Origin of the sequence: Methylocystis borbori (assembly GCF_036576025.1) — a bacterium.
Classification (GTDB): Bacteria; Pseudomonadota; Alphaproteobacteria; order Rhizobiales; family Beijerinckiaceae; genus Methylocystis; species Methylocystis borbori.
The window spans coordinates 1-16,616 of the sequence record NZ_JAZHYN010000062.1; the positions used below are offsets into that span (position 1 = coordinate 1).

Consider the following 16,616-nt stretch of genomic DNA (forward strand, 5'->3'; position numbering starts at 1 on the left):
ATATGTCCGTCGGCAGATCCCCCTCGCCCGCCGCCGAGCCGCAGGACGCCTTCCCGCTGCCCCCAGACGTCCCGCACCCCTTGTGCTCCGCGATCTTCTCCATAATCCCGGCAAGAGCCTCAGTCGTCCCTTCGCTCCCACCCGTCGCGCCTATCGAATCCATGGCTTGGGCCCTCTCGCCGCTTGGCCTTGACGTTGCGAATAGCTGCGTCTCCCTTGTAAACAAAGGCCGCGAGCCATGTGTTTGAGGAGATATGGCAACAAGCATGCCAGCGAGCGCCCGCAATCAATTTGGAGCCGCTCTAAGAGGGAATACAAACAAATGGCGCGATCTGGGGGGAAGGAGCAATGTTCGGAACCAGACACTAGGATCAGACACTGTGAAAGGAATGATTCCCATCATTGATATTTCATTGCTAATTCGCCGCAGCGCTTCGTTAATTCACATCTGATAAATGCTAAATTGCCGCCAAAGAATAGCCCCTCCGCCTAGGACGGAGGGGCAAGCCGCCATTTCTCTCAAGCGATAAAAGCTGCGAATTCGCGTCAACGCCGCGAAAGGGCGCCTGAACGAATTACGCCGAGCCCATCAGGATTTCCACCGCGCGCGCCAAAGGCGTCGCGATCGGCGTGATGCCCTGAACCGTCAGGAATTTCAGTTCGTTCTTGGTCAACGCATCCGGCGCGATCACCGCATAATGCGTCGTCGCCGACCGCTTCATGATCTGACGCGCATAAGTGCGCAATAATTGATCGTGAAAGCGGCATCCGATGAACAGAAAGCTTCTCTCGGCGCGCCTGTTCTTGACCGCATCCGGCAGAGGCGTCTGAATGTCGATTTCCGTCAGCACCTCGACATAATCCGCGTCCGAAATCAGATAGTTTTTCGCTGGCGCGACGCTGCCATGCGGCTTGTAGAGGATTGTCGCCCAGGACTCCGCCGCCTCGCGAGAGGATTCGGCCCCGGCCGGATCATAGAAACGATACCAGCGGTCTTCCCCAATGCCGGCCCGCGTGATCCCCTGAATCTCGCCCCAATCCTTGCGATCCGACAGGGCCGCCCGCATCGTCGCGTCATACCAGCTGTCGATGATCATCGGCAGCCCAAGCGACGCGAGATAGAGATGAAAGGGCGTCGGCTTGATCTCATTCGCGAAGGCTTCGGACATCAGCGCCGACACCGTGGAGCGGTGCTTCATGCTTTCGATATGCTGCGCGCTCGCCCAGGCGTTGCCCTTGGCGCGCTTTGGCAGCGCCACCTTGGTCGCAAAAAAAGCGGCGAGCGCCTCGGGCGTCATCGGCACATCAGTCGCGACGGACTCCGTCAGGCTGGGGCCGAGGTAGGGAATGACCTTGCCGGTCCGCAGCTGCGTCGCGACGTCGCCGAGCAGCTTCTCCGCCGCGGCGCCTTCGATGATGTGATGACCGACAAAAGGCGCGTTCATTAGCCCTACTCCTCTTCGCCCCGCTTACGCGCGTTGATCGTCACGGGCAGCGTCGTGCCTTCGCTCATCTCCGGCAGGTCGAGCACCCAACCATTCGCGATCTTGATCCAGCCTCCCCACAATCCTTCGTGTTCGCTCTCGACGATAGGCTCCTCAAGATCCTTTTTCGGCACGTAAATCGACAGTCCGGTCTCGGGAGATCGGCGGATCATTATTTTCATTTGGTTTGCTCCTCGGTCCGGATATCGGGCCTCTATATTTTAACTCGCCGCGCCCATGCGCGCCTCAGAATCGCGCGACGCCAAGGATATTTCCCTCAGCTTATGAACGATGCCCGGCAAGATCTCCAGGACTCTATCCACATCCTCGGCGGTGTTTTCGCGCGAGAAGGAGAAACGAACGGCGCCGCGCAACGCTTCCGGCGGCAGATTCATCGCCTGCAACACGTGAGAAGGCTCCGTCGATCCCGCCGTGCAGGCGGAGCCGGTGGAGGCGGCGACGCCAGCCCGGTCAAGATGGCCGAGAATGGCTTCTCCTTCAATGTCGAAAAAGGCGATATTCGACGTATTGCATAAGCGGTTCGGGGCATCGCCGGAAACGCGGCAATGTCCGATGTCGCGCAGCACGCTGCTTTCCAGCCGGTCGCGAAGCGCGCGTATATGCGCCTCGTCTTCCGCCAGCCGCGCCAACGCCAGTTCGGCCGCCGCTCCCAATCCGATGATGCCGGGAACGTTCTCCGTTCCCCCGCGCCGCGCCCGCTCCTGATGGCCGCCGCGGATGAACGGGCTGAACTTCGTGCCCTTGCGCACGTAAAGCGCGCCGATGCCCTTGGGACCATGCAGCTTATGCCCCGAGAGGGACAAGAGATCGATTTGGGTCGATTTAAGATCGATCGGCGTCTTGCCTACGGCCTGCACGGCGTCGGTATGGAACAGGGCGCCCGCCTCATGGGCATAACCCGCAAGCTCCGCCACCGGAAACAGCGTTCCCGTCTCATTATTCGCCCACATGACGGAAACGATCGCCGTTTTCGGGCCTAAGGCGGCGCGATAGGCGTCGATGTTGATCCGGCCATGTTCGTCGACGCCGATAAAATGCGTCTTAACGCCGCGCTTCTCCTGAAGATATTCGACAAGAGACAGGATCGCCGGATGTTCGACGCGGGTGGTGACGATTTCGTCGCGACCTTCGCGCGCGTCGAGCGCGGCCAGAATCGCGGTATTGTCGGCTTCGGTGCCGCCGGAGGTGAAGACAATCTCATGGTCATGCGCCGCGCCCAAAAGCGCCTGCACGTTTCGCCTTGCCGCCCTGACCGCTCCGGCGACCTCGACGCCAAACAGATGCGACGACGAGGCGTTTCCGAATTCATCCGTGAGGTAGGGCAACATTTTCGCAACGACCGTCTCGTCGACGCGCGTCGTCGCATTGTTGTCGAGATAAACCCTCCTCACTATCGGCCCCTTTTAATGTCGCGACGGAGCGCCCGCGACAGGAACCAGCCGCACGAACTCGCCGAGCTTTTCGATCAGCTTCGCCTGTATGCCCTCGAGAGTGGCGCTGCTCAGTTTGCACAACACGCACGCGCCGGTCAGCTTGACATGAATCTTATTGCCGCAGACTTCGACAAGTTCGCAATCGCCGCCGTCGCGGCGCAGATTCGGCCGGATCTCGTCAATCACGTCTCTAATGATCTGCATTCGGGCGTCTGGAGAAGCCACCGCCACCTCTTGCGTATCCTGCATTATTATGCCGCCTTTTCCGTTGTGCTGGATTGACTTTATGAAGCTCGAACGTCGACCGGGATCACCCGAAGGATTTTCCGCAAGAACAGCTCGACTGAGCATTCGGATTGTCGAAGGTGAACCCGGAGCCCTGGATCGCGACGACGTAATCGATCGTCGTGCCCGCCAGCAATTCGTGGCTGCTATTGTCGATGAACACCTTGACGCCGCCGCGCTCGACGACCGTGTCATCGGGGCTCGCTTCCTTAACGAGGCCCATTTTATATTGGTAGCCCGCGCAACCGCCCGCCTCGACCATGATGCGCAGTCCGTCAACCGGCTCGGAAGAGCCGGTAATGGCGCTTTGCACGGCGTTTAACGCGCTGTCTGTGATATGTATCATGTCGCCCTTCCGTCGTCCGAACGCGTCACGACAGGTAAAAGCAAATCATGTGCCGTCAGCGACAGACCCGCTTTCCCCGGCTTTGGGCCCGCGGGCGGGCGCGCGGCCTGCAAATCTTGTTACGTTTCTAACAATTCTGCGGCGTGCGGCGCGGCCATCCCTCTCGGATTTGAGCGGGAGCGTAACAAGTTGACGCCCGCCGCCGAGACAGGCGATACGTCCATCGCGGCGAATTTTTTGCATGCGGCGCACCGTCACGAAAGATTGATCGCGCTCAGGTTACGCGGGGTCATAATTTGGAGAACTGGCAATGACGCAAATTGAGAAGACTGCCCTTGCTCGGCTGGAGCGGGAGGGCCGCCTGCTCAACGCGGTTCTGAAAGGCCCGATGACCGAACCGGGCCGATTTGGATTCCGCGGAGACATCGCGCTTAAATTTCAGACGCAGCTCGCGGATGAAAAGAGACCGCCGGACTTCTGCATGGAGCAGGTTTTGACCTATGCAAAGGAAGGCGAACCGACGATCCCCATTCTTGCCGGCTATCTCCATAATTTCGCATATCTCGAAACTGTCGTCGAAGTGATGGGCGATCTGCTGTCGCCGACCGGCGTCTATTTCATGTTCTGCAATAACATCGACCTGCTCGCGAAATATCGGGTCAAGATCGGCGAAATCACCTTCAATATCCTTCCCTGCGACGAGTCCACCGTCTGGAAGGAAATGATGGATCTCAACAGCGTCGACAAAAACGACATCAAGAAGCTCGATACGGCGGGCAAGACGGACTACCTGCTGGACGCGGCGCTGAAATTCAACGACGCCTATGAGGTGATCGCCTATCAGCAGGGCGTGGAGCGCATGGAGCCGGTGAAGAACCGGAACGAAAACCGCCCCGTCTAAACTGGCCGCTCACGAAGCTCCCTCTTCCGGCGCAGTCTCGTCTTCATCTTCGTCTTCTTCCTCGGCTAGCGTGACGCCAACGACGCAAATGTCGTTGTCGATCACCGCCAGGGGAACAGGGATGAGACTGCGCCCCTTGCACGGCCCTTCGAGACACACGCCCGTGCCAAGCTCGAAGATCGCGCCATGCTTTCCGCACATCAAACGTATGCCGTTGGGATCGAAAAACTGATTGCGCTCCCAATCGAGATTGACATTGTCGTGCGGACATCTGTTGACATAGCCGAACACCTGCTTGCCCCAGCGCACGACGACGATGGACCATGGCTTTTCCGCGCCGTTCTCGTCCAAGGTCACTAATTGGAAGCCCCGCGCCTTCTGGCTTGGGATATCGCTCATCGAACAGATCGCATAGACGATCAATTCTTCCGGCGCTTGATCGGCCTGGTCGGACGTCGCCTGCGTCATTCGGTCTTCTCCTGTGTGAACTGGGCGTTTTTCTTTTCCAGCAACATCCGGTTCGCCGACAGCGAAAACTCGCGCCACGCCGCGGCGATATCCTGCATGATGACCTGGAGATAGTCCTTCGATAGATGGTGCTCGCCCGGGAAATTCGATAGCGCGCAGGACGTCCGGTTGAAAGCGACGACATCGTCGATGATCGCCTGCATCAAATCGCCAAACGGCTGCTGTACCGCCGGCGTCAGCGACGCGCGGCCTTTTTCGACGCTCACGGCGGCCATATCGAAAGGCAGACGGTTCACCTCTGTCAGCGCCTCCTGGAAGATATCCTCCATGGCGCCGAGAATGGATATTTGCGTCAGGTTTTCTCTTTGCTGGCTCGCCAATGCGCGATTGAGGCGCCGGCGATAATTCTCGAAGACGACGTCGGATCGCGAATCCACCCAGGCGGCGAATCGCGCCAGGCTCGCTTCATTGAGCGGATAATCCTTATAGGGATCGTCGTCCTCGGCGCGCGACATGCGTCTCTTGGTGTCGATCGCCGACAAGGCGCGTTCGACGCGCCTTGCCGCATCCAGCGCGCCTTCGAGATAGCCGGCGCTCCGGGCGGCGGTTTCCGAACCGCCAAAATAGAGTTTCTTGTCCCAAAGCGATTGACGCAGCATCGGATTGGCGGCGTCGTGGGTTTTATCGTCTTCGCGAAACTCCCGATCCGCGGCGCTGCAGGTATATTTCTCCGCGGCCCAGTCCTGATAATGAATGGCGCCGTGCTCGATATCGCGCCCGAAGACCGCGTTGATCTGGCTATAGAAGAGCATCGGCAAGCCGACCTTGAAGGACTCGCGGAGCTCCGGGCTCAACGCGATAAAGCCGCCAAGCGCAAAAAGTTGCGCCGATATGTCGCAGGAGTCAAAAATTTCGCCAATGGTCGCCTGTTCATGCGTCACAAAGGCCGCGCCAGAGAGATTCTCCCCTCGCCAGAAGGGGCTGGAATATTCGATGACGACCTTCGCCTGCGCCGCCATCCAGGTCTCCGCTCCCTGCAAAGCGTGAGTGGTCGGTTCGTCCAGCGCCGGCGTGAACTGAATCATTTCTCTCGCGAGGCGAGGCGGCAAAGAGAGCACGACATGCTTTGCGGCGATTTCCTTCGTCTCGCCGCCGGCGATGACCGTCACTGCGATATGATCGCCGCAATCGCGCAAAGCCTTTACTTCAGTTTGAAGACATATAGCGGAGCTCGGCAATTGTTTGGCGAGGCCGGCGATCAAAGCGCCGGCGCCGCCATGAATGCGGCGCGCATCTTCATAAAGGCTTTGCCCTTCGATCCGCTCCGCCTTTTTGTCTCCTTCGCGCAAATGCAGGACCGCGCCTTCGTCATATTGCGCAAAATCGACAAGTCCCAATTCTTTGACGAGCTGCGCCACGAGCGGCTGCGTCTTCGGCCAATGCCATGTCGGGCCGAGATCGAAGCCCGATCCATTTGGACCAGGAACCGTGAGTATCCGCCCGCCCAGGCGATCCCTCGCCTCAAGGACGACAATGTCATGGCCTCGACGATACAGCTTGGTCGCCAACGCCAGGCCGCTCAAACCACTTCCGACGATCGCCACGTCATGCATATCTGCTTCACCGCGCTCATTGCTCAATGAGCGTTAGCAATTTATGTGCGAACTCTTCCAGGCTCCCGCATAGGCGACAAACCCCAACGCTGCATGGCACAAAATTTGATCGGAAGAAGCGCAGACTTTGACAAAGGAGACTATGATGAATCTTGCTTCTGCATTCGCCGCCAGCTCAATGGACGAGCTTAAGGAGCTGCTCGCCGGCGGCACTCTGACGGTCTATTCCGTCGCGCGGCCGGCGACCGCCGATATCCCGGTCGACCGAAGCGGGGTTCTCGCTACCTTCACCTTTGCTTCGCCTGCCTTTGGCGCGAGCGTTGACGGCGTGGAAAGCCCTCTCTTCGTCGAAAACACGGTTCCCGCCACCACTGTCGGCACGCCGGGCTTTGCGCGCGCTTGCAAGGCCGACGGGACGGTCGTCGCTGATTTTTCTGCAGGGCCCGGAGATCGCGAGGTCAAATTCGCGGAGGTCTCCTGCTCTGTTGGCGCGCCGGTTCGTGTCGCGCAGTTCAAGTTCAAGCAGGGCGATTGGCCGGAGCGGCCCGACTATTACGAAACCCGCCCGCGCAGCGGCTATCCCCTGCCGGCCACCCCCTAGTCGCCGGTTCGGAAAACTTCCACGCCCGCGTCGAGCCGACGCGCGCGTGCTGATTTACGTACCGGGAGAAGAGGCTTCTATGGCAACGACCTTATCTACGCCGCTGGTCAGCGCGGAATGGCTTGCGAGCAACCTGTCGGAACCCGACGTCAAGATTCTCGACTGCACCTGGCACCATCCCAGCACGAAACTCGATGGCCGCAATCAATATCGCGGCCGGCATCTGCCGGGGTCGGTGCATTTTGACATCGATCATGTCGCCGATCCGACGAGCGATCTGCCGCATATGCTGCCGAACGCTTTGGACTTCGCCAAGAAAGTCGGTCTGCTCGGCGTCGCCGACGGCGACAAGGTTATCGTCTACGACCGGCTTTTCGGCGGCTCGGCCGCCGCGCGCGCCTGGTGGATGTTCAGGGTTTTCGGTTACGACAATGTCGCCTTGCTCGACGGCGGATTCAATACATGGGTCGCGGCCAAATTGCCGACCGAAATGTCCCCGGTGCGTCCGCAGCCGCAGTCGTTCACCGCGACCTACCGGCCGGAGCTGGTGCGCGATTTCGAGCAGATGAAAGGCAACCTCGCAAGCGGCGCCGACCAGGTTGTCGACGCGCGCGGACCCGGCAAATTCGACGGGAGCCAGGAGGATGTTTTCCCCTTCAAGCGGCTTGGGCATATTCCCAACGCCATCAACGTGCCGTGGGGAGATTTGCTCGAGGAGCAATCGGGACTTTTTCTCGGCCCGGAGGCGCTCAAAGCGCGATTTGAAGCGGCGGGCGTCGATCTCGCCAAGCCGATCGTCGCGACCTGCGCGTCAGGGATCAGCTCCTGCGTCCTCGCGCTGGCGCTCTTCATTCTGGGACGTCCGGATGTCGCCGTCTATGACGGATCATGGGCGGAATGGGAGCGGGCCGCGGATCTCCCGGCGGTCGCCGCGTAAAGGGGAAGCAAAGTGGGCGATCTTGACGAAGGGCGTTCGCTTCTCGAGGACGGCGCGGAATATGAACTCTTTTCGGCCGTCGACCGATCGAGCTTTATATTCCGCTATAAATCCGAGAAGATGACCGCCAATCTGACCGGCGACGACGCTGCTCGATTTCGCGGCGACTATGAGGAGCTCAAGGGCAGATTTCCGGAATGGACCGCGGATCAACTGCTCGCACAGCTCTGGGACCAAGGCGGCTATTCCTGGCTCGCCCAAGAGGATCAATGACAATGACCAAAACGCTCGTAAAAACGACCCAGGACGGACGAAAGCTGGAAGTAGTCGGCTTCGGGATTTATCTCGACGGCGAAATCGAAGCCTTCGATCTCACCGAGGTTAAGATGCATCCGCATCGCCGGCAGATATGGACTGTTATGCCGGAGGCGACGCATGTCGCAGGACGCGTCGCCCTCTCGAAAGAGGAAGCGGAAGTCATCACCAAAGCGCTAAAGGAAGCTGAAGCGCAAATGCTCGCCGATCCGGCCGCGATTAAGGAGCGCTTTCGCATCGCGGCGATGTGGAGAGCCCGCGAGCAGGGCATCGAATAGCTGCGGCGACGCAGCTATTCATTTTTAGACTCACGCCAATTCGACCGACACGTCGCCATGCGTCTGGCAATTGGTGGGGCAAACCCTGGCGCAGGCGCCGCAGCCGATGCAGGCGCCGACGTCGTTCATGACCATGATTTTCTTTTCGACTTCATCATCTTCATCGTCGTCGAGCGCGACGAGTTCGCCGTCCTCGTTCAAGCCTTTGAGGGTCATGACCTCTCGTCCGCAGACCTTATAGCAGCGTCCGCAACCGATGCATTTCTCGGCGTCGATATCGAGGAGATAGTCTGGCCGCCATTCGCGCCCGTCGCGCGTCGCCTGTGACTCTGACATCTATTTGCGCTTTCCGTTAAGCGACTTCCAAGGATTTTAGAGTCGCGCGTTTCTGTTCGAGTTCGCTGAAAGCGTCATGCGCCTTTTGCGCGACGCCCATGATGGAAGGCCAGTTGATCGGCAGTTCTTCCGAAAGATCGTGCAGGTCCATTTTGGCCTGCATCGCCTTTGCCGAAAGCTTCTTAATTTCCGCCTTGAGATCGTCTATCTCGCTCATCCCTACCCCTTAGTATTTCGCGACGTCGGGAAATTTTTCGATCATTTCGACGCCTTGCTTGACGTATTTGTCGCCTTCTTCGACGAGCTTGTCGAAATTGTCGAAGCCGAAGCGGTGCACGTCGCGGAGCTGCTTATTGACGACGATAAGCCGGCCGCCAATCAGCACCATACGGCCGAAGCCTTCATGGCTCATCTTCAGCATCGGCGAGATCATCACCTTCGTCGCCTTTTCGATCGAAAGGCAGACGGCGTTAAAGAAGAGCTCCATCCTCCAGATGGTCTCAGGATCCGGATCGCCGATGATCGGCAGCGCGCGACGCGCCTCCTTATCGAGGATATAGGGCTCGAGCAGCTCGAGATCGCTCTTGCCTTCCCATGTTCCATGCGTGTCCTGGGCGCGCCAAACGCCAATCAGCGTTTTCAGGAACGGGGCTGTCTCCGCGCTAGGATTTTTTTCGAGTTCTGCAACTGCTTCAGACATGTCCATTCCTCATTCTTCAAAGTCGAGCGCGCGTTCTTTGCCTTTGCTCAACGCCTTGCGCAGCCATGGCGGCGGCACGCCGCGAAGCACTTCTTCGAGCTTCGCGAGGAGATCGGAAATTTCTTCGGGTTGATTGACTTTCATCGGATGAATGTTGTTCGCCACGACTCGCGCGGCGCCCGAACCGCCGATCGCCGCGACGTAGAGAATCGCGCAATCCTTGATGGCGTCGATCTTGGGCGCGAGCTTGTCTTCGTTTCCGTCTTCCTTGAGATCGCCGTCGAACTCAATCGCCTCGATAAACTCGTGCCCTTCCGGCCCGATTTCATAAATGGCGATATTCTTCGCCCAGCCGAAATGCGCGTCCACGCGCTTGAGGTCCTGGGTTGCGAATGCGACTTTCATGGCCACTCCCTATGGGGCTCGCTCAATGTGAGGCGGCGCCGTGAATCGAGTCCATGCCGTCACGCCATGTCTCTGGCGTCGGCTGATGATTTTCGTCGTGGTCCGCCATAATTAGATTACTGACGTCGAAGACCAGATCGCGTCCGCCGCGATAGCCGACGGTGAGCTGATGCCCGCCGCCGAGACGGTCGAACATCGGGATGCCCAGGCGGAAGAAGGGTATCTTCAGCCGCTCCGCCGCCTGGCGTCCGTGCGAATGCGTGACGAGCAGGTCGCAATTTCGCTCGCGCGCAAATGTTTCCAGATCTTCGAGATCGCCGATCAAAACGTTTTCGGTCGGCAATTTTTCGAGAATGGGAGATTGCGTCGTCGTCACCGCCGCGACGATCTGCGCGCCCATTTCCGTGAGGAAGCTGCCGACGTCATAGAGCAGGTCCGGCTCCGCGCCGATGGCAAGCCGCCGCCCGCCGATATGGAAGTGGCCGTCGAGCATGGCGTCGACCAGCTGGCCGCGCTGACGGCGATATTTCATCGGCGCCGGCCGGCCGCTGATCTCCATCAGGAACGCCATTAATTCGTCATTGGCTTCAAGTCCGCACAGCCGCTCGAAGAGGCGATAGGGAATGTCCGTCTTCTTCTGGAGCGCTTCAGCGGCGGCGCGCATCTGGGCCCCGATGGCGATCGTCCAGCCGGCTTGCCCCATCGTGGCGATTTCTTCGATTCCGACGCCGCCGATCGTGGTCGGCGTGAAATCGTCCGGGATATGTCCGTCCAGCGAGCCGGAGAGATCCGGGAGAAAGGTCGGCTTCAGCCCGAAATCCTCGATAATGGTGCGCAGCTCTTCCAGATCGCCCGGAGTCAGATGGCAGCCAGGCAGGACATTGACGCGCTGCGGGTCCTTGCGTTCGGAGCTTTTCGGCGTTTCGACCAAAACCTCCACCATGCGGGTGACGGTCTTTTCCCAGCCGTCCTGAAAAGCGTCCTTGAAGTCGGGCGTCGAGACATAGACGAGCGGAAGATTCCGGACGATCTCGTGCTTCTCTTTGATCAGCTTGATATAGCCCTCGACGTCATCGCCTTTGGTTTCGGTGACGCCGGTCGAGCAAATGCCGATGATTTCGGGCTTGGTGCGATTATAGATGTTCAGAACCGCCTGCTCGACATTTTCATATCCGCCCAGAACCGTCGCGACCTCGCTCATCGCGGTGGTCTGCATCGGAATGGCTTCCTTGAAATGGCGGGTAAAGAGCACCAGTCCGAATGAAGTGCAGCCCTGCGATCCGTGCAGCAAAGGCATGGCCCCGCGCAATCCCATAAAGGCCAGCGTCCCGCCGATCGGCTGGCTCATCTTGAGCGGATTTACCGAACAGGCTTTCTTGGTCAGCGTGACGGTCGCCATCTAGGGATCACTCCGCTGCGATCGCGTGAGGCGGGGTCGCCTTCTCCGCGAGGATTTCCTCGATGCGGATCGCGCAGGCGCCGCAGCCGCCCGACGCATTGGTATGCTCGCGCACCCCTTCAACCGTCGTCAACGCATGCGCGGCGATTGCGTCTTCGATCACGCCGAGTTCGACGCTCTTGCAGTTGCAAATTTTCTTCGCCCTGCGAACCTGTTCCGCTTTCACCGGATCGGCGGCGAGCGCCGCCGCATCCGCCGCCGCCGCGGCCATCGCGCGCTCCTGCCAATTATTCGCGGGATTTTCCCATGGCGCCGCTCTACGGACCTGCGCCCAGATCGGATTATAAAGCGCCTTGTCGATCTCCTCGACAAGCTTCACCATGCCGACATAGCCCATATAGGCGTGATGCCGTTCCTGGTTGATGTCGAGCCAAGGCATCGACGCCTTCAGCGCGATGAACTGCGAGCGGCCGCCGGACAGCATGATGTCGGCGCGCGCGTCGCGCAGCATCTTATACATCTCGCGGGGCGTCATATCGTCGATCATATGGGCGTCCTGGCCCATGAGTTCTTTGATGCGTTCCTTGTCTTCCTTGGTCGACTTCTTGACCGACGTGCCGACGAGCTCCAGGCCCGCCTCCTGCAGCGCCGCGACGACCGACCAGGATTTGACGCCGCCCGTAATCAGCAGCACCTTTTTCCCCTGGAAGCGCGGCTTGTATTTCGCGATCGCCGCCCAGGCCTTCGACTCTTCGCGCTGGATCAGCGCTTCGGTCCGATCCATCAATTCGGCCGGCGCGCCGCGCTGGATGAGAAGGCTCGCGATCTCGCGAAGCGAGTCGCTCGTATCTTCAATGCCGTAGAAGGACCCTTCGAAGAAGGGAATGCTATAGCGCTCCTCCATCTTGCGCGCGACATTGATCATCGCCTTGGAGCAGACCATCATCGCGGCCTTAGCGCGATGGGAGTAAGCGACTTCCTTATATTTTCCATCGCCGGAAATGCAGGACAGGATGCGAATGCCCAATTCGTCGAGCAGCGGCTTCACCTGCCAAAGCTCGCCGGAGAGATTATATTCGCCGATGATATTGATATCGTAGGGCGTCGTATAATCGGGCTCTTCTGTGCCTATGACATGGGCGAGCAGCGCTTCGCCCGCGAGCTTGTTGCCCAGATTTTTGGGGCCGACGAAGCCGGGAGAATTGATCGGAATGACGGGCTTGCCGAATTTCTCGCGCGCCGCCTTGCATACGGCGTCGATATCGTCGCCGATCATCGCCGGCACGCAGGTCTGATAGACGAAGATCGCCGGCGGATCGTATTTCTCGATGATTTCCTTGATGGATTTATACAGGCGCTTTTCGCCGCCGAACACCACGTCGGTTTCGTTGATGTCGGTCGTGAATCCGGTCCGCCAAATATTCGAGCCAGAGGATTTCGCGCCGCGATTGTCCCACGAGTTTCCTTCGCAGGCGATCGGACCGTGCACGAGATGGGCGACGTCCGTCAGCGGCTGAAGCGCGATCTTGGCGCCGTCGAAAGCGCAGCCGCCGGCGGCGCCTCCTGGTTGAAGCTGCTTGGTGCAGCCCTTCTTTCGCTCGGCCTCTGATTTGTTCGCGTTTTTACCGCAGCCTGGCTCGTTGAAAACGTCCTGGATCGTGGCTTTAACCGAACTCATTGGCCTTACCTCCTCGCACGAGTGGCTGTGCTAGCAAGACAGGGGCCGCTTCCGCCTTTCCTCAAAGAAAGGCGGAAGCGGAAACGCGCATCAACGAATGATGTCGAAGCTGAAGTCGGTCTTCGCCGGGACGATCGTGTTCCGATCGATCTCTTCGAAGATGCGATCGAGAATCCAGACCAGCACGTTCAGGCCGCCCTGATAGCCCCACACCGGATAACGGTGGTGATGGTGGCGATCGAACACCGGGAAGCCGATACGGATCAGCGGCGTGCCCGTGTCGCGCTCCAGATATTTGCCGTAGGTGTTTCCGATCAGGAAATCCACCGGCTCCGTGAAGAGCAGCGAACGCATGTGCCACAGATCGCGGCCCGGATAGACCTGGCAGTTCTTTCCGAACGGCGAGCTATCGAACAGCTGCTGCACCTTCTCGGCCCAATGCTTATTGCCGTTCGTCGCAAGCACATGCGTCGGTTCGGCGCCAAGCTCAAGCAGGAAGCCCGCGAGGCCCAGGCAGAGATCCGGATCGCCGTAGATGGCGAACTTCTTGCCGTGGATATGAGCGCTCGAGTCGGCGATGGCGTCGACCAGGCGACCACGCTCGCGAGAAAGCTCCTCGGGAATTTCCTTGCCGGTGATGCGGGAAATCGCCATCAGGAACTTGTCGGTCGCCGAAACGCCAACCGGATGGTTGAAGGCCGCGACCTCGTGCCCATGTGCCGCGATCAACGGCAGCGTCTTTTCGGTGCAATATTCCTGCATCGAGATCGTCGCCTTCGCATGCAGCGCATTGGCCGCCTGCTCCAGCGTCGTTCCGCCGTCATACATGCGGAATTCGCCGTCCGTCGGCGTGTCCCATATGTCGCTATTGTCGGCGAGAATCGTATATTCGACGCCCATCAGGCCGAAGATGCGCTTGATCTCGCGGAGATTCCCGACCGTATAGCCGTCGAAGCCGCCGATGAAGTTGATCGACTCATTCGGCTTGCGCTCGAGCTTTTCCGTGGTGCCGGCCTTGCCGTCCCAGAAATGCTCGAAAATACCCTTCATCACATTGTCGTAGCCGGTGATATGGCTGCCGACGAAGGCGGGCGTATGCGCGAAAGGAACGTCGAATTCCTGCGGAACCGAGCCTTTTTCCTTCGACGTCTTGATGAAGGCGTTCAAGTCGTCGCCGATGACTTCCGCCATGCAGGTCGTCGAGACGGAGATCATCTTCGGCTTATACATGTTGTAGGTGTTGGCGAGGCCGTCGATCATATTGTTGAGGCCGCCGAACACCGCCGCGTCTTCGGTCATCGACGAAGAGACGCAGGAGCTGGGCTCCTTGAAATGGCGCGAGAAATGGCTGCGGTAATAAGCGACGCAGCCCTGCGAGCCATGAACGAAGGGAATCGTGCTCTCGAAACCGACGGCGGCGAAAACCGCGCCGAGCGGCTGACAAGCCTTCGCCGGATTGACCGTCAAGGCCTCGCGGGCGAAGTTCTTCTCCTTGTATTCGGGCGTCTTCGCCCATTCCCGGATGCGCTCCACTTCGGCCGGATCGCGCGGGTTTTCAAACATCTTCTTCTTGTTCGCCAGCATCTGCTGGTACTCGGGACCTCGGAAGAGCTCGAAATGATCGAGCACGTTATCTGCATTCTGTGGCATGTTTGAACCTTTGCGTTCCTGGGTGAACGAACCCGGCGCCGCCGTAGCGGCGCCGGCTTGCTTTATTTACTCGGCCGCCTGGAGAAGCGGCTCGGGCTGACGCTTCCAGGGCGCCTTCGCCATTTTCCAGACCGGCGCATTGATGGCCATGTCCATGTCGCGCGCGAAGATCGCGAAGCCGTCATAGCCATGGTAGGGGCCGGAATAGTCCCACGAGTGCATCTGCCGGAAGGGAACGCCCATTTTCTGGAAGACGTATTTCTCCTTGATGCCCGAACCGACGAGATCCGGCTGGATCTTCTCGACGAATTTCTCGAATTCGTAGCCGGTCACGTCGTCGTAGATCAGGGTGCCGTCCTTGACGTAATGCTGGGCCGTGCGCTGATAGTCGTCGTTGTGGCCGAACTCATAGCCCGTGCCGACGACTTCCATGCCGAGGTCCTCATAGGCGCCGATCACGTGACGCGGACGCAGGCCGCCCACGAACAGCATGACCGTCTTGCCTTCGAGGCGCGGACGATATTTGGCGATCACCGCTTCCATCAGAGGCTGATATTTGGCGATGACGCGCTCGGCGCCTTCCTTGATCTTGTCGTCGAAGTAGCTGGCGATCTTGCGCAGCGACTCGGCGATCTTCGACGGGCCGAAGAAGTTGTATTCGCACCACGGAATCCCGTACTTCTCTTCCATGTGGCGGGAGATGTAGTTCATCGAGCGGTAGCAGTGGAGAACGTTGAGCTTCGCCTTCGGCGTCGCTTCCAGTTCCGCGAGGCTGCCGTCGCCGGACCACTGAGCGATCACGCGCAGGCCCATTTCCTCGAGCAGAATGCGCGAAGACCAGGCGTCGCCGCCGATGTTGTAGTCGCCGATGATCGCGACGTCATAAGGCGTCGGATCGAAGCGCGGGGCCGCATTGGGATCCATCTTGTCGAAGACCCAATCGCGAATGGCGTCGTTGGCGATATGGTGGCCAAGCGACTGCGAAACGCCGCGGAAGCCTTCGCAGCGCACCGGCACGATCGTCTTGCCGTCATATTCCTTCGACTTGTTCTTGGAGACCGCTTCAATGTCGTCGCCGATGAGGCCGATCGGGCACTCGGACTGAACCGTGATGCCGTTGTTGAGCGGGAACAGCTCCTGGATTTCGTCCATGATCTTGGCGAGCTTCTTGTCGCCGCCGAAGACGATGTCCTTCTCCTGGAAGTCCGAGGTGAACTGCATCGTGACGAAGGTGTCGATGCCCGTCGTGCCGATGTAATAGTTGCGGCGCGCGGCCCAGGAATACTGGCCGCAGCCGACCGGACCATGGCTGATATGGATCATGTCCTTGATCGGACCCCACACCACGCCCTTGGAGCCGGCGTAGGCGCAGCCACGGATGGTCATGACGCCGGGAATCGACTTGATGTTCGACTTGACGCCGCAGTCGCTCTTGCCCGCCTCGTGGACGTTGAGATGCTTGGCGCGGCGCTTGGCGGTCTTCTCGGGATAAACCCTTAGAACTTCCTCAATGAGCGCTTTGTTGCGGCTCTTGATCTCCGCGACGCTCTGGGTGGGAGAAATACTCATATTATCGTCTCCATAGCGTTGATGTTAAACGCCGGTCCAACGGGCAAGCCGTTGGACCGGCGCAATTCGAATTACGCGATCGCGGCGAGATCGGCGGCGGTTTTGCCGACTTCGCTTTCGTCGACCTGCTTCATGATGCCGTGCTCCATGAGCATGTCTTCGAGCTCGTCCATGGTGATCGGGGTCGGGATGATGCC

Annotated in this window: 20 protein-coding genes and 2 pseudogenes; 5 read left to right on the forward strand and 17 right to left on the reverse strand. The window is 59.3% G+C overall.

The genetic code is table 11. From position 1 onward, the window contains the following. The 6 genes and pseudogenes from V3H18_RS15015 to V3H18_RS15040 form a co-directional block, all read right to left on the reverse strand. Positions 1–163 (reverse strand): annotated as a pseudogene (locus V3H18_RS15015) (nitrogenase cofactor biosynthesis protein NifB); the annotation flags it as partial. Positions 164–575: 412 nt separating this feature from the next. After that, positions 576–1,445, reverse strand: a complete 870-nt coding sequence (locus tag V3H18_RS15020; protein ID WP_332082881.1) for an SIR2 family NAD-dependent protein deacylase — start codon at positions 1,443–1,445, stop codon at positions 576–578. Between the two features lie 5 nt (positions 1,446–1,450). Continuing rightward, positions 1,451–1,666, reverse strand: a complete 216-nt coding sequence (gene nifT, locus V3H18_RS15025; protein WP_332082882.1) for a putative nitrogen fixation protein NifT — start codon at positions 1,664–1,666, stop codon at positions 1,451–1,453. Between the two features lie 39 nt (positions 1,667–1,705). Further along, entirely contained in the window at positions 1,706–2,896 is a 1,191-nt protein-coding gene (gene nifS, locus V3H18_RS15030) for a cysteine desulfurase NifS (RefSeq protein ID WP_332082883.1), read from the reverse strand. 12 nt (positions 2,897–2,908) lie between these two features. Further along, entirely contained in the window at positions 2,909–3,187 is a 279-nt protein-coding gene (locus V3H18_RS15035) for a NifU family protein (protein ID WP_332082884.1), read from the reverse strand. A gap of 61 nt (positions 3,188–3,248) precedes the next feature. Next, positions 3,249–3,569: an iron-sulfur cluster assembly accessory protein gene (locus tag V3H18_RS15040; RefSeq protein ID WP_332082885.1), complete on the reverse strand. Its 321-nt coding sequence runs from the start codon at positions 3,567–3,569 to the stop codon at positions 3,249–3,251. 310 nt (positions 3,570–3,879) lie between these two features. Between V3H18_RS15040 and V3H18_RS15045 the strand changes: the two genes are divergently transcribed. Then, entirely contained in the window at positions 3,880–4,470 is a 591-nt protein-coding gene (locus tag V3H18_RS15045) for a hypothetical protein (RefSeq protein WP_332082886.1), read from the forward strand. Between the two features lie 9 nt (positions 4,471–4,479). On the opposite strand, the gene V3H18_RS15050 is transcribed toward V3H18_RS15045, so the two are convergent. Next, positions 4,480–4,938: a Rieske (2Fe-2S) protein gene (locus V3H18_RS15050; RefSeq protein ID WP_332082887.1), complete on the reverse strand. Its 459-nt coding sequence runs from the start codon at positions 4,936–4,938 to the stop codon at positions 4,480–4,482. Beyond that, on the reverse strand, positions 4,935–6,551 hold the full coding sequence (locus V3H18_RS15055) for a flavin monoamine oxidase family protein (RefSeq protein ID WP_332082888.1): 1,617 nt from the start codon (positions 6,549–6,551) through the stop codon (positions 4,935–4,937). The genes V3H18_RS15050 and V3H18_RS15055 overlap by 4 nt, the downstream gene beginning before the upstream one ends. Before the next feature lie 145 nt (positions 6,552–6,696). Between V3H18_RS15055 and V3H18_RS15060 the strand changes: the two genes are divergently transcribed. The 4 genes from V3H18_RS15060 (at position 6,697) to V3H18_RS15075 (ending at position 8,682) form a co-directional block, all read left to right on the forward strand. Then, complete coding sequence (locus V3H18_RS15060; protein ID WP_332082889.1) at positions 6,697–7,152, forward strand: hypothetical protein; 456 nt, start codon at positions 6,697–6,699, stop codon at positions 7,150–7,152. A gap of 79 nt (positions 7,153–7,231) precedes the next feature. Then, positions 7,232–8,089: a sulfurtransferase gene (locus tag V3H18_RS15065; RefSeq protein ID WP_332082890.1), complete on the forward strand. Its 858-nt coding sequence runs from the start codon at positions 7,232–7,234 to the stop codon at positions 8,087–8,089. Between the two features lie 12 nt (positions 8,090–8,101). Then, positions 8,102–8,362 (forward strand): hypothetical protein, encoded by a 261-nt coding sequence (locus V3H18_RS15070; RefSeq protein ID WP_332082891.1) that lies wholly within the window; start codon positions 8,102–8,104, stop codon positions 8,360–8,362. A gap of 2 nt (positions 8,363–8,364) precedes the next feature. Continuing rightward, positions 8,365–8,682 carry a hypothetical protein gene (locus tag V3H18_RS15075; protein ID WP_332082892.1) on the forward strand — a complete coding sequence of 106 codons (318 nt, stop codon included), beginning with the start codon at positions 8,365–8,367 and terminating at the stop codon, positions 8,680–8,682. Between the two features lie 30 nt (positions 8,683–8,712). Here the strand turns inward: V3H18_RS15075 and fdxB are convergent, their stop codons facing one another. From fdxB to nifH, 9 genes and pseudogenes are all read right to left on the reverse strand, one after another. Then, complete coding sequence (gene fdxB / locus V3H18_RS15080) at positions 8,713–9,018, reverse strand: ferredoxin III, nif-specific (protein WP_332082893.1); 306 nt, start codon at positions 9,016–9,018, stop codon at positions 8,713–8,715. Positions 9,019–9,034: 16 nt separating this feature from the next. Beyond that, on the reverse strand, positions 9,035–9,235 hold the full coding sequence (locus V3H18_RS15085) for a CCE_0567 family metalloprotein (RefSeq protein WP_332082894.1): 201 nt from the start codon (positions 9,233–9,235) through the stop codon (positions 9,035–9,037). 9 nt (positions 9,236–9,244) lie between these two features. Next, positions 9,245–9,718, reverse strand: a complete 474-nt coding sequence (locus V3H18_RS15090; RefSeq protein WP_332082895.1) for a NifX-associated nitrogen fixation protein — start codon at positions 9,716–9,718, stop codon at positions 9,245–9,247. A gap of 9 nt (positions 9,719–9,727) precedes the next feature. Next, positions 9,728–10,123 (reverse strand): nitrogen fixation protein NifX, encoded by a 396-nt coding sequence (gene nifX, locus V3H18_RS15095; RefSeq protein ID WP_332082896.1) that lies wholly within the window; start codon positions 10,121–10,123, stop codon positions 9,728–9,730. Positions 10,124–10,145: 22 nt separating this feature from the next. Continuing rightward, positions 10,146–11,522, reverse strand: coding sequence for a nitrogenase iron-molybdenum cofactor biosynthesis protein NifN (gene nifN, locus V3H18_RS15100; RefSeq protein WP_332082897.1), 1,377 nt, complete (start codon positions 11,520–11,522; stop codon positions 10,146–10,148). 7 nt (positions 11,523–11,529) lie between these two features. Then, complete coding sequence (gene nifE, locus V3H18_RS15105) at positions 11,530–13,200, reverse strand: nitrogenase iron-molybdenum cofactor biosynthesis protein NifE (protein WP_332082898.1); 1,671 nt, start codon at positions 13,198–13,200, stop codon at positions 11,530–11,532. Positions 13,201–13,290: 90 nt separating this feature from the next. Then, the gene (gene nifK / locus V3H18_RS15110; protein WP_332082899.1) at positions 13,291–14,850 is read right to left on the reverse strand and encodes a nitrogenase molybdenum-iron protein subunit beta; all 1,560 of its coding nucleotides are present in this window, start codon (positions 14,848–14,850) and stop codon (positions 13,291–13,293) included. A 66-nt stretch (positions 14,851–14,916) separates the two neighbouring features. Next, positions 14,917–16,419, reverse strand: a complete 1,503-nt coding sequence (nifD, locus tag V3H18_RS15115) for a nitrogenase molybdenum-iron protein alpha chain (protein WP_332082900.1) — start codon at positions 16,417–16,419, stop codon at positions 14,917–14,919. Between the two features lie 71 nt (positions 16,420–16,490). Then, positions 16,491–16,616, reverse strand: a pseudogene (nifH, locus tag V3H18_RS15120) (nitrogenase reductase); the annotation flags it as partial.

Excerpts from the sequence above, each read along its gene's own strand:
- V3H18_RS15045 (WP_332082886.1), top strand. The coding sequence starts at position 3,880 with ATGACGCAAATTGAGAAGACTGCCCTTGCTCGGCTGGAGCGGGAGGGC.
- nifX (WP_332082896.1), bottom strand. The coding sequence starts at position 10,123 with ATGAAAGTCGCATTCGCAACCCAGGACCTCAAGCGCGTGGACGCGCAT.
- nifN (WP_332082897.1), bottom strand. The coding sequence starts at position 11,522 with ATGGCGACCGTCACGCTGACCAAGAAAGCCTGTTCGGTAAATCCGCTC.
- V3H18_RS15040 (WP_332082885.1), bottom strand. The coding sequence starts at position 3,569 with ATGATACATATCACAGACAGCGCGTTAAACGCCGTGCAAAGCGCCATT.
- V3H18_RS15065 (WP_332082890.1), top strand. The coding sequence starts at position 7,232 with ATGGCAACGACCTTATCTACGCCGCTGGTCAGCGCGGAATGGCTTGCG.
- V3H18_RS15020 (WP_332082881.1), bottom strand. The coding sequence starts at position 1,445 with ATGAACGCGCCTTTTGTCGGTCATCACATCATCGAAGGCGCCGCGGCG.
- V3H18_RS15050 (WP_332082887.1), bottom strand. The coding sequence starts at position 4,938 with ATGACGCAGGCGACGTCCGACCAGGCCGATCAAGCGCCGGAAGAATTG.
- V3H18_RS15060 (WP_332082889.1), top strand. The coding sequence starts at position 6,697 with ATGAATCTTGCTTCTGCATTCGCCGCCAGCTCAATGGACGAGCTTAAG.
- V3H18_RS15075 (WP_332082892.1), top strand. The coding sequence starts at position 8,365 with ATGACCAAAACGCTCGTAAAAACGACCCAGGACGGACGAAAGCTGGAA.
- V3H18_RS15085 (WP_332082894.1), bottom strand. The coding sequence starts at position 9,235 with ATGAGCGAGATAGACGATCTCAAGGCGGAAATTAAGAAGCTTTCGGCA.
- nifT (WP_332082882.1), bottom strand. The coding sequence starts at position 1,666 with ATGAAAATAATGATCCGCCGATCTCCCGAGACCGGACTGTCGATTTAC.
- V3H18_RS15035 (WP_332082884.1), bottom strand. The coding sequence starts at position 3,187 with ATGCAGGATACGCAAGAGGTGGCGGTGGCTTCTCCAGACGCCCGAATG.
- fdxB (WP_332082893.1), bottom strand. The coding sequence starts at position 9,018 with ATGTCAGAGTCACAGGCGACGCGCGACGGGCGCGAATGGCGGCCAGAC.
- nifE (WP_332082898.1), bottom strand. The coding sequence starts at position 13,200 with ATGAGTTCGGTTAAAGCCACGATCCAGGACGTTTTCAACGAGCCAGGC.
- nifD (WP_332082900.1), bottom strand. The coding sequence starts at position 16,419 with ATGAGTATTTCTCCCACCCAGAGCGTCGCGGAGATCAAGAGCCGCAAC.
- V3H18_RS15090 (WP_332082895.1), bottom strand. The coding sequence starts at position 9,718 with ATGTCTGAAGCAGTTGCAGAACTCGAAAAAAATCCTAGCGCGGAGACA.
- nifK (WP_332082899.1), bottom strand. The coding sequence starts at position 14,850 with ATGCCACAGAATGCAGATAACGTGCTCGATCATTTCGAGCTCTTCCGA.
- V3H18_RS15055 (WP_332082888.1), bottom strand. The coding sequence starts at position 6,551 with ATGCATGACGTGGCGATCGTCGGAAGTGGTTTGAGCGGCCTGGCGTTG.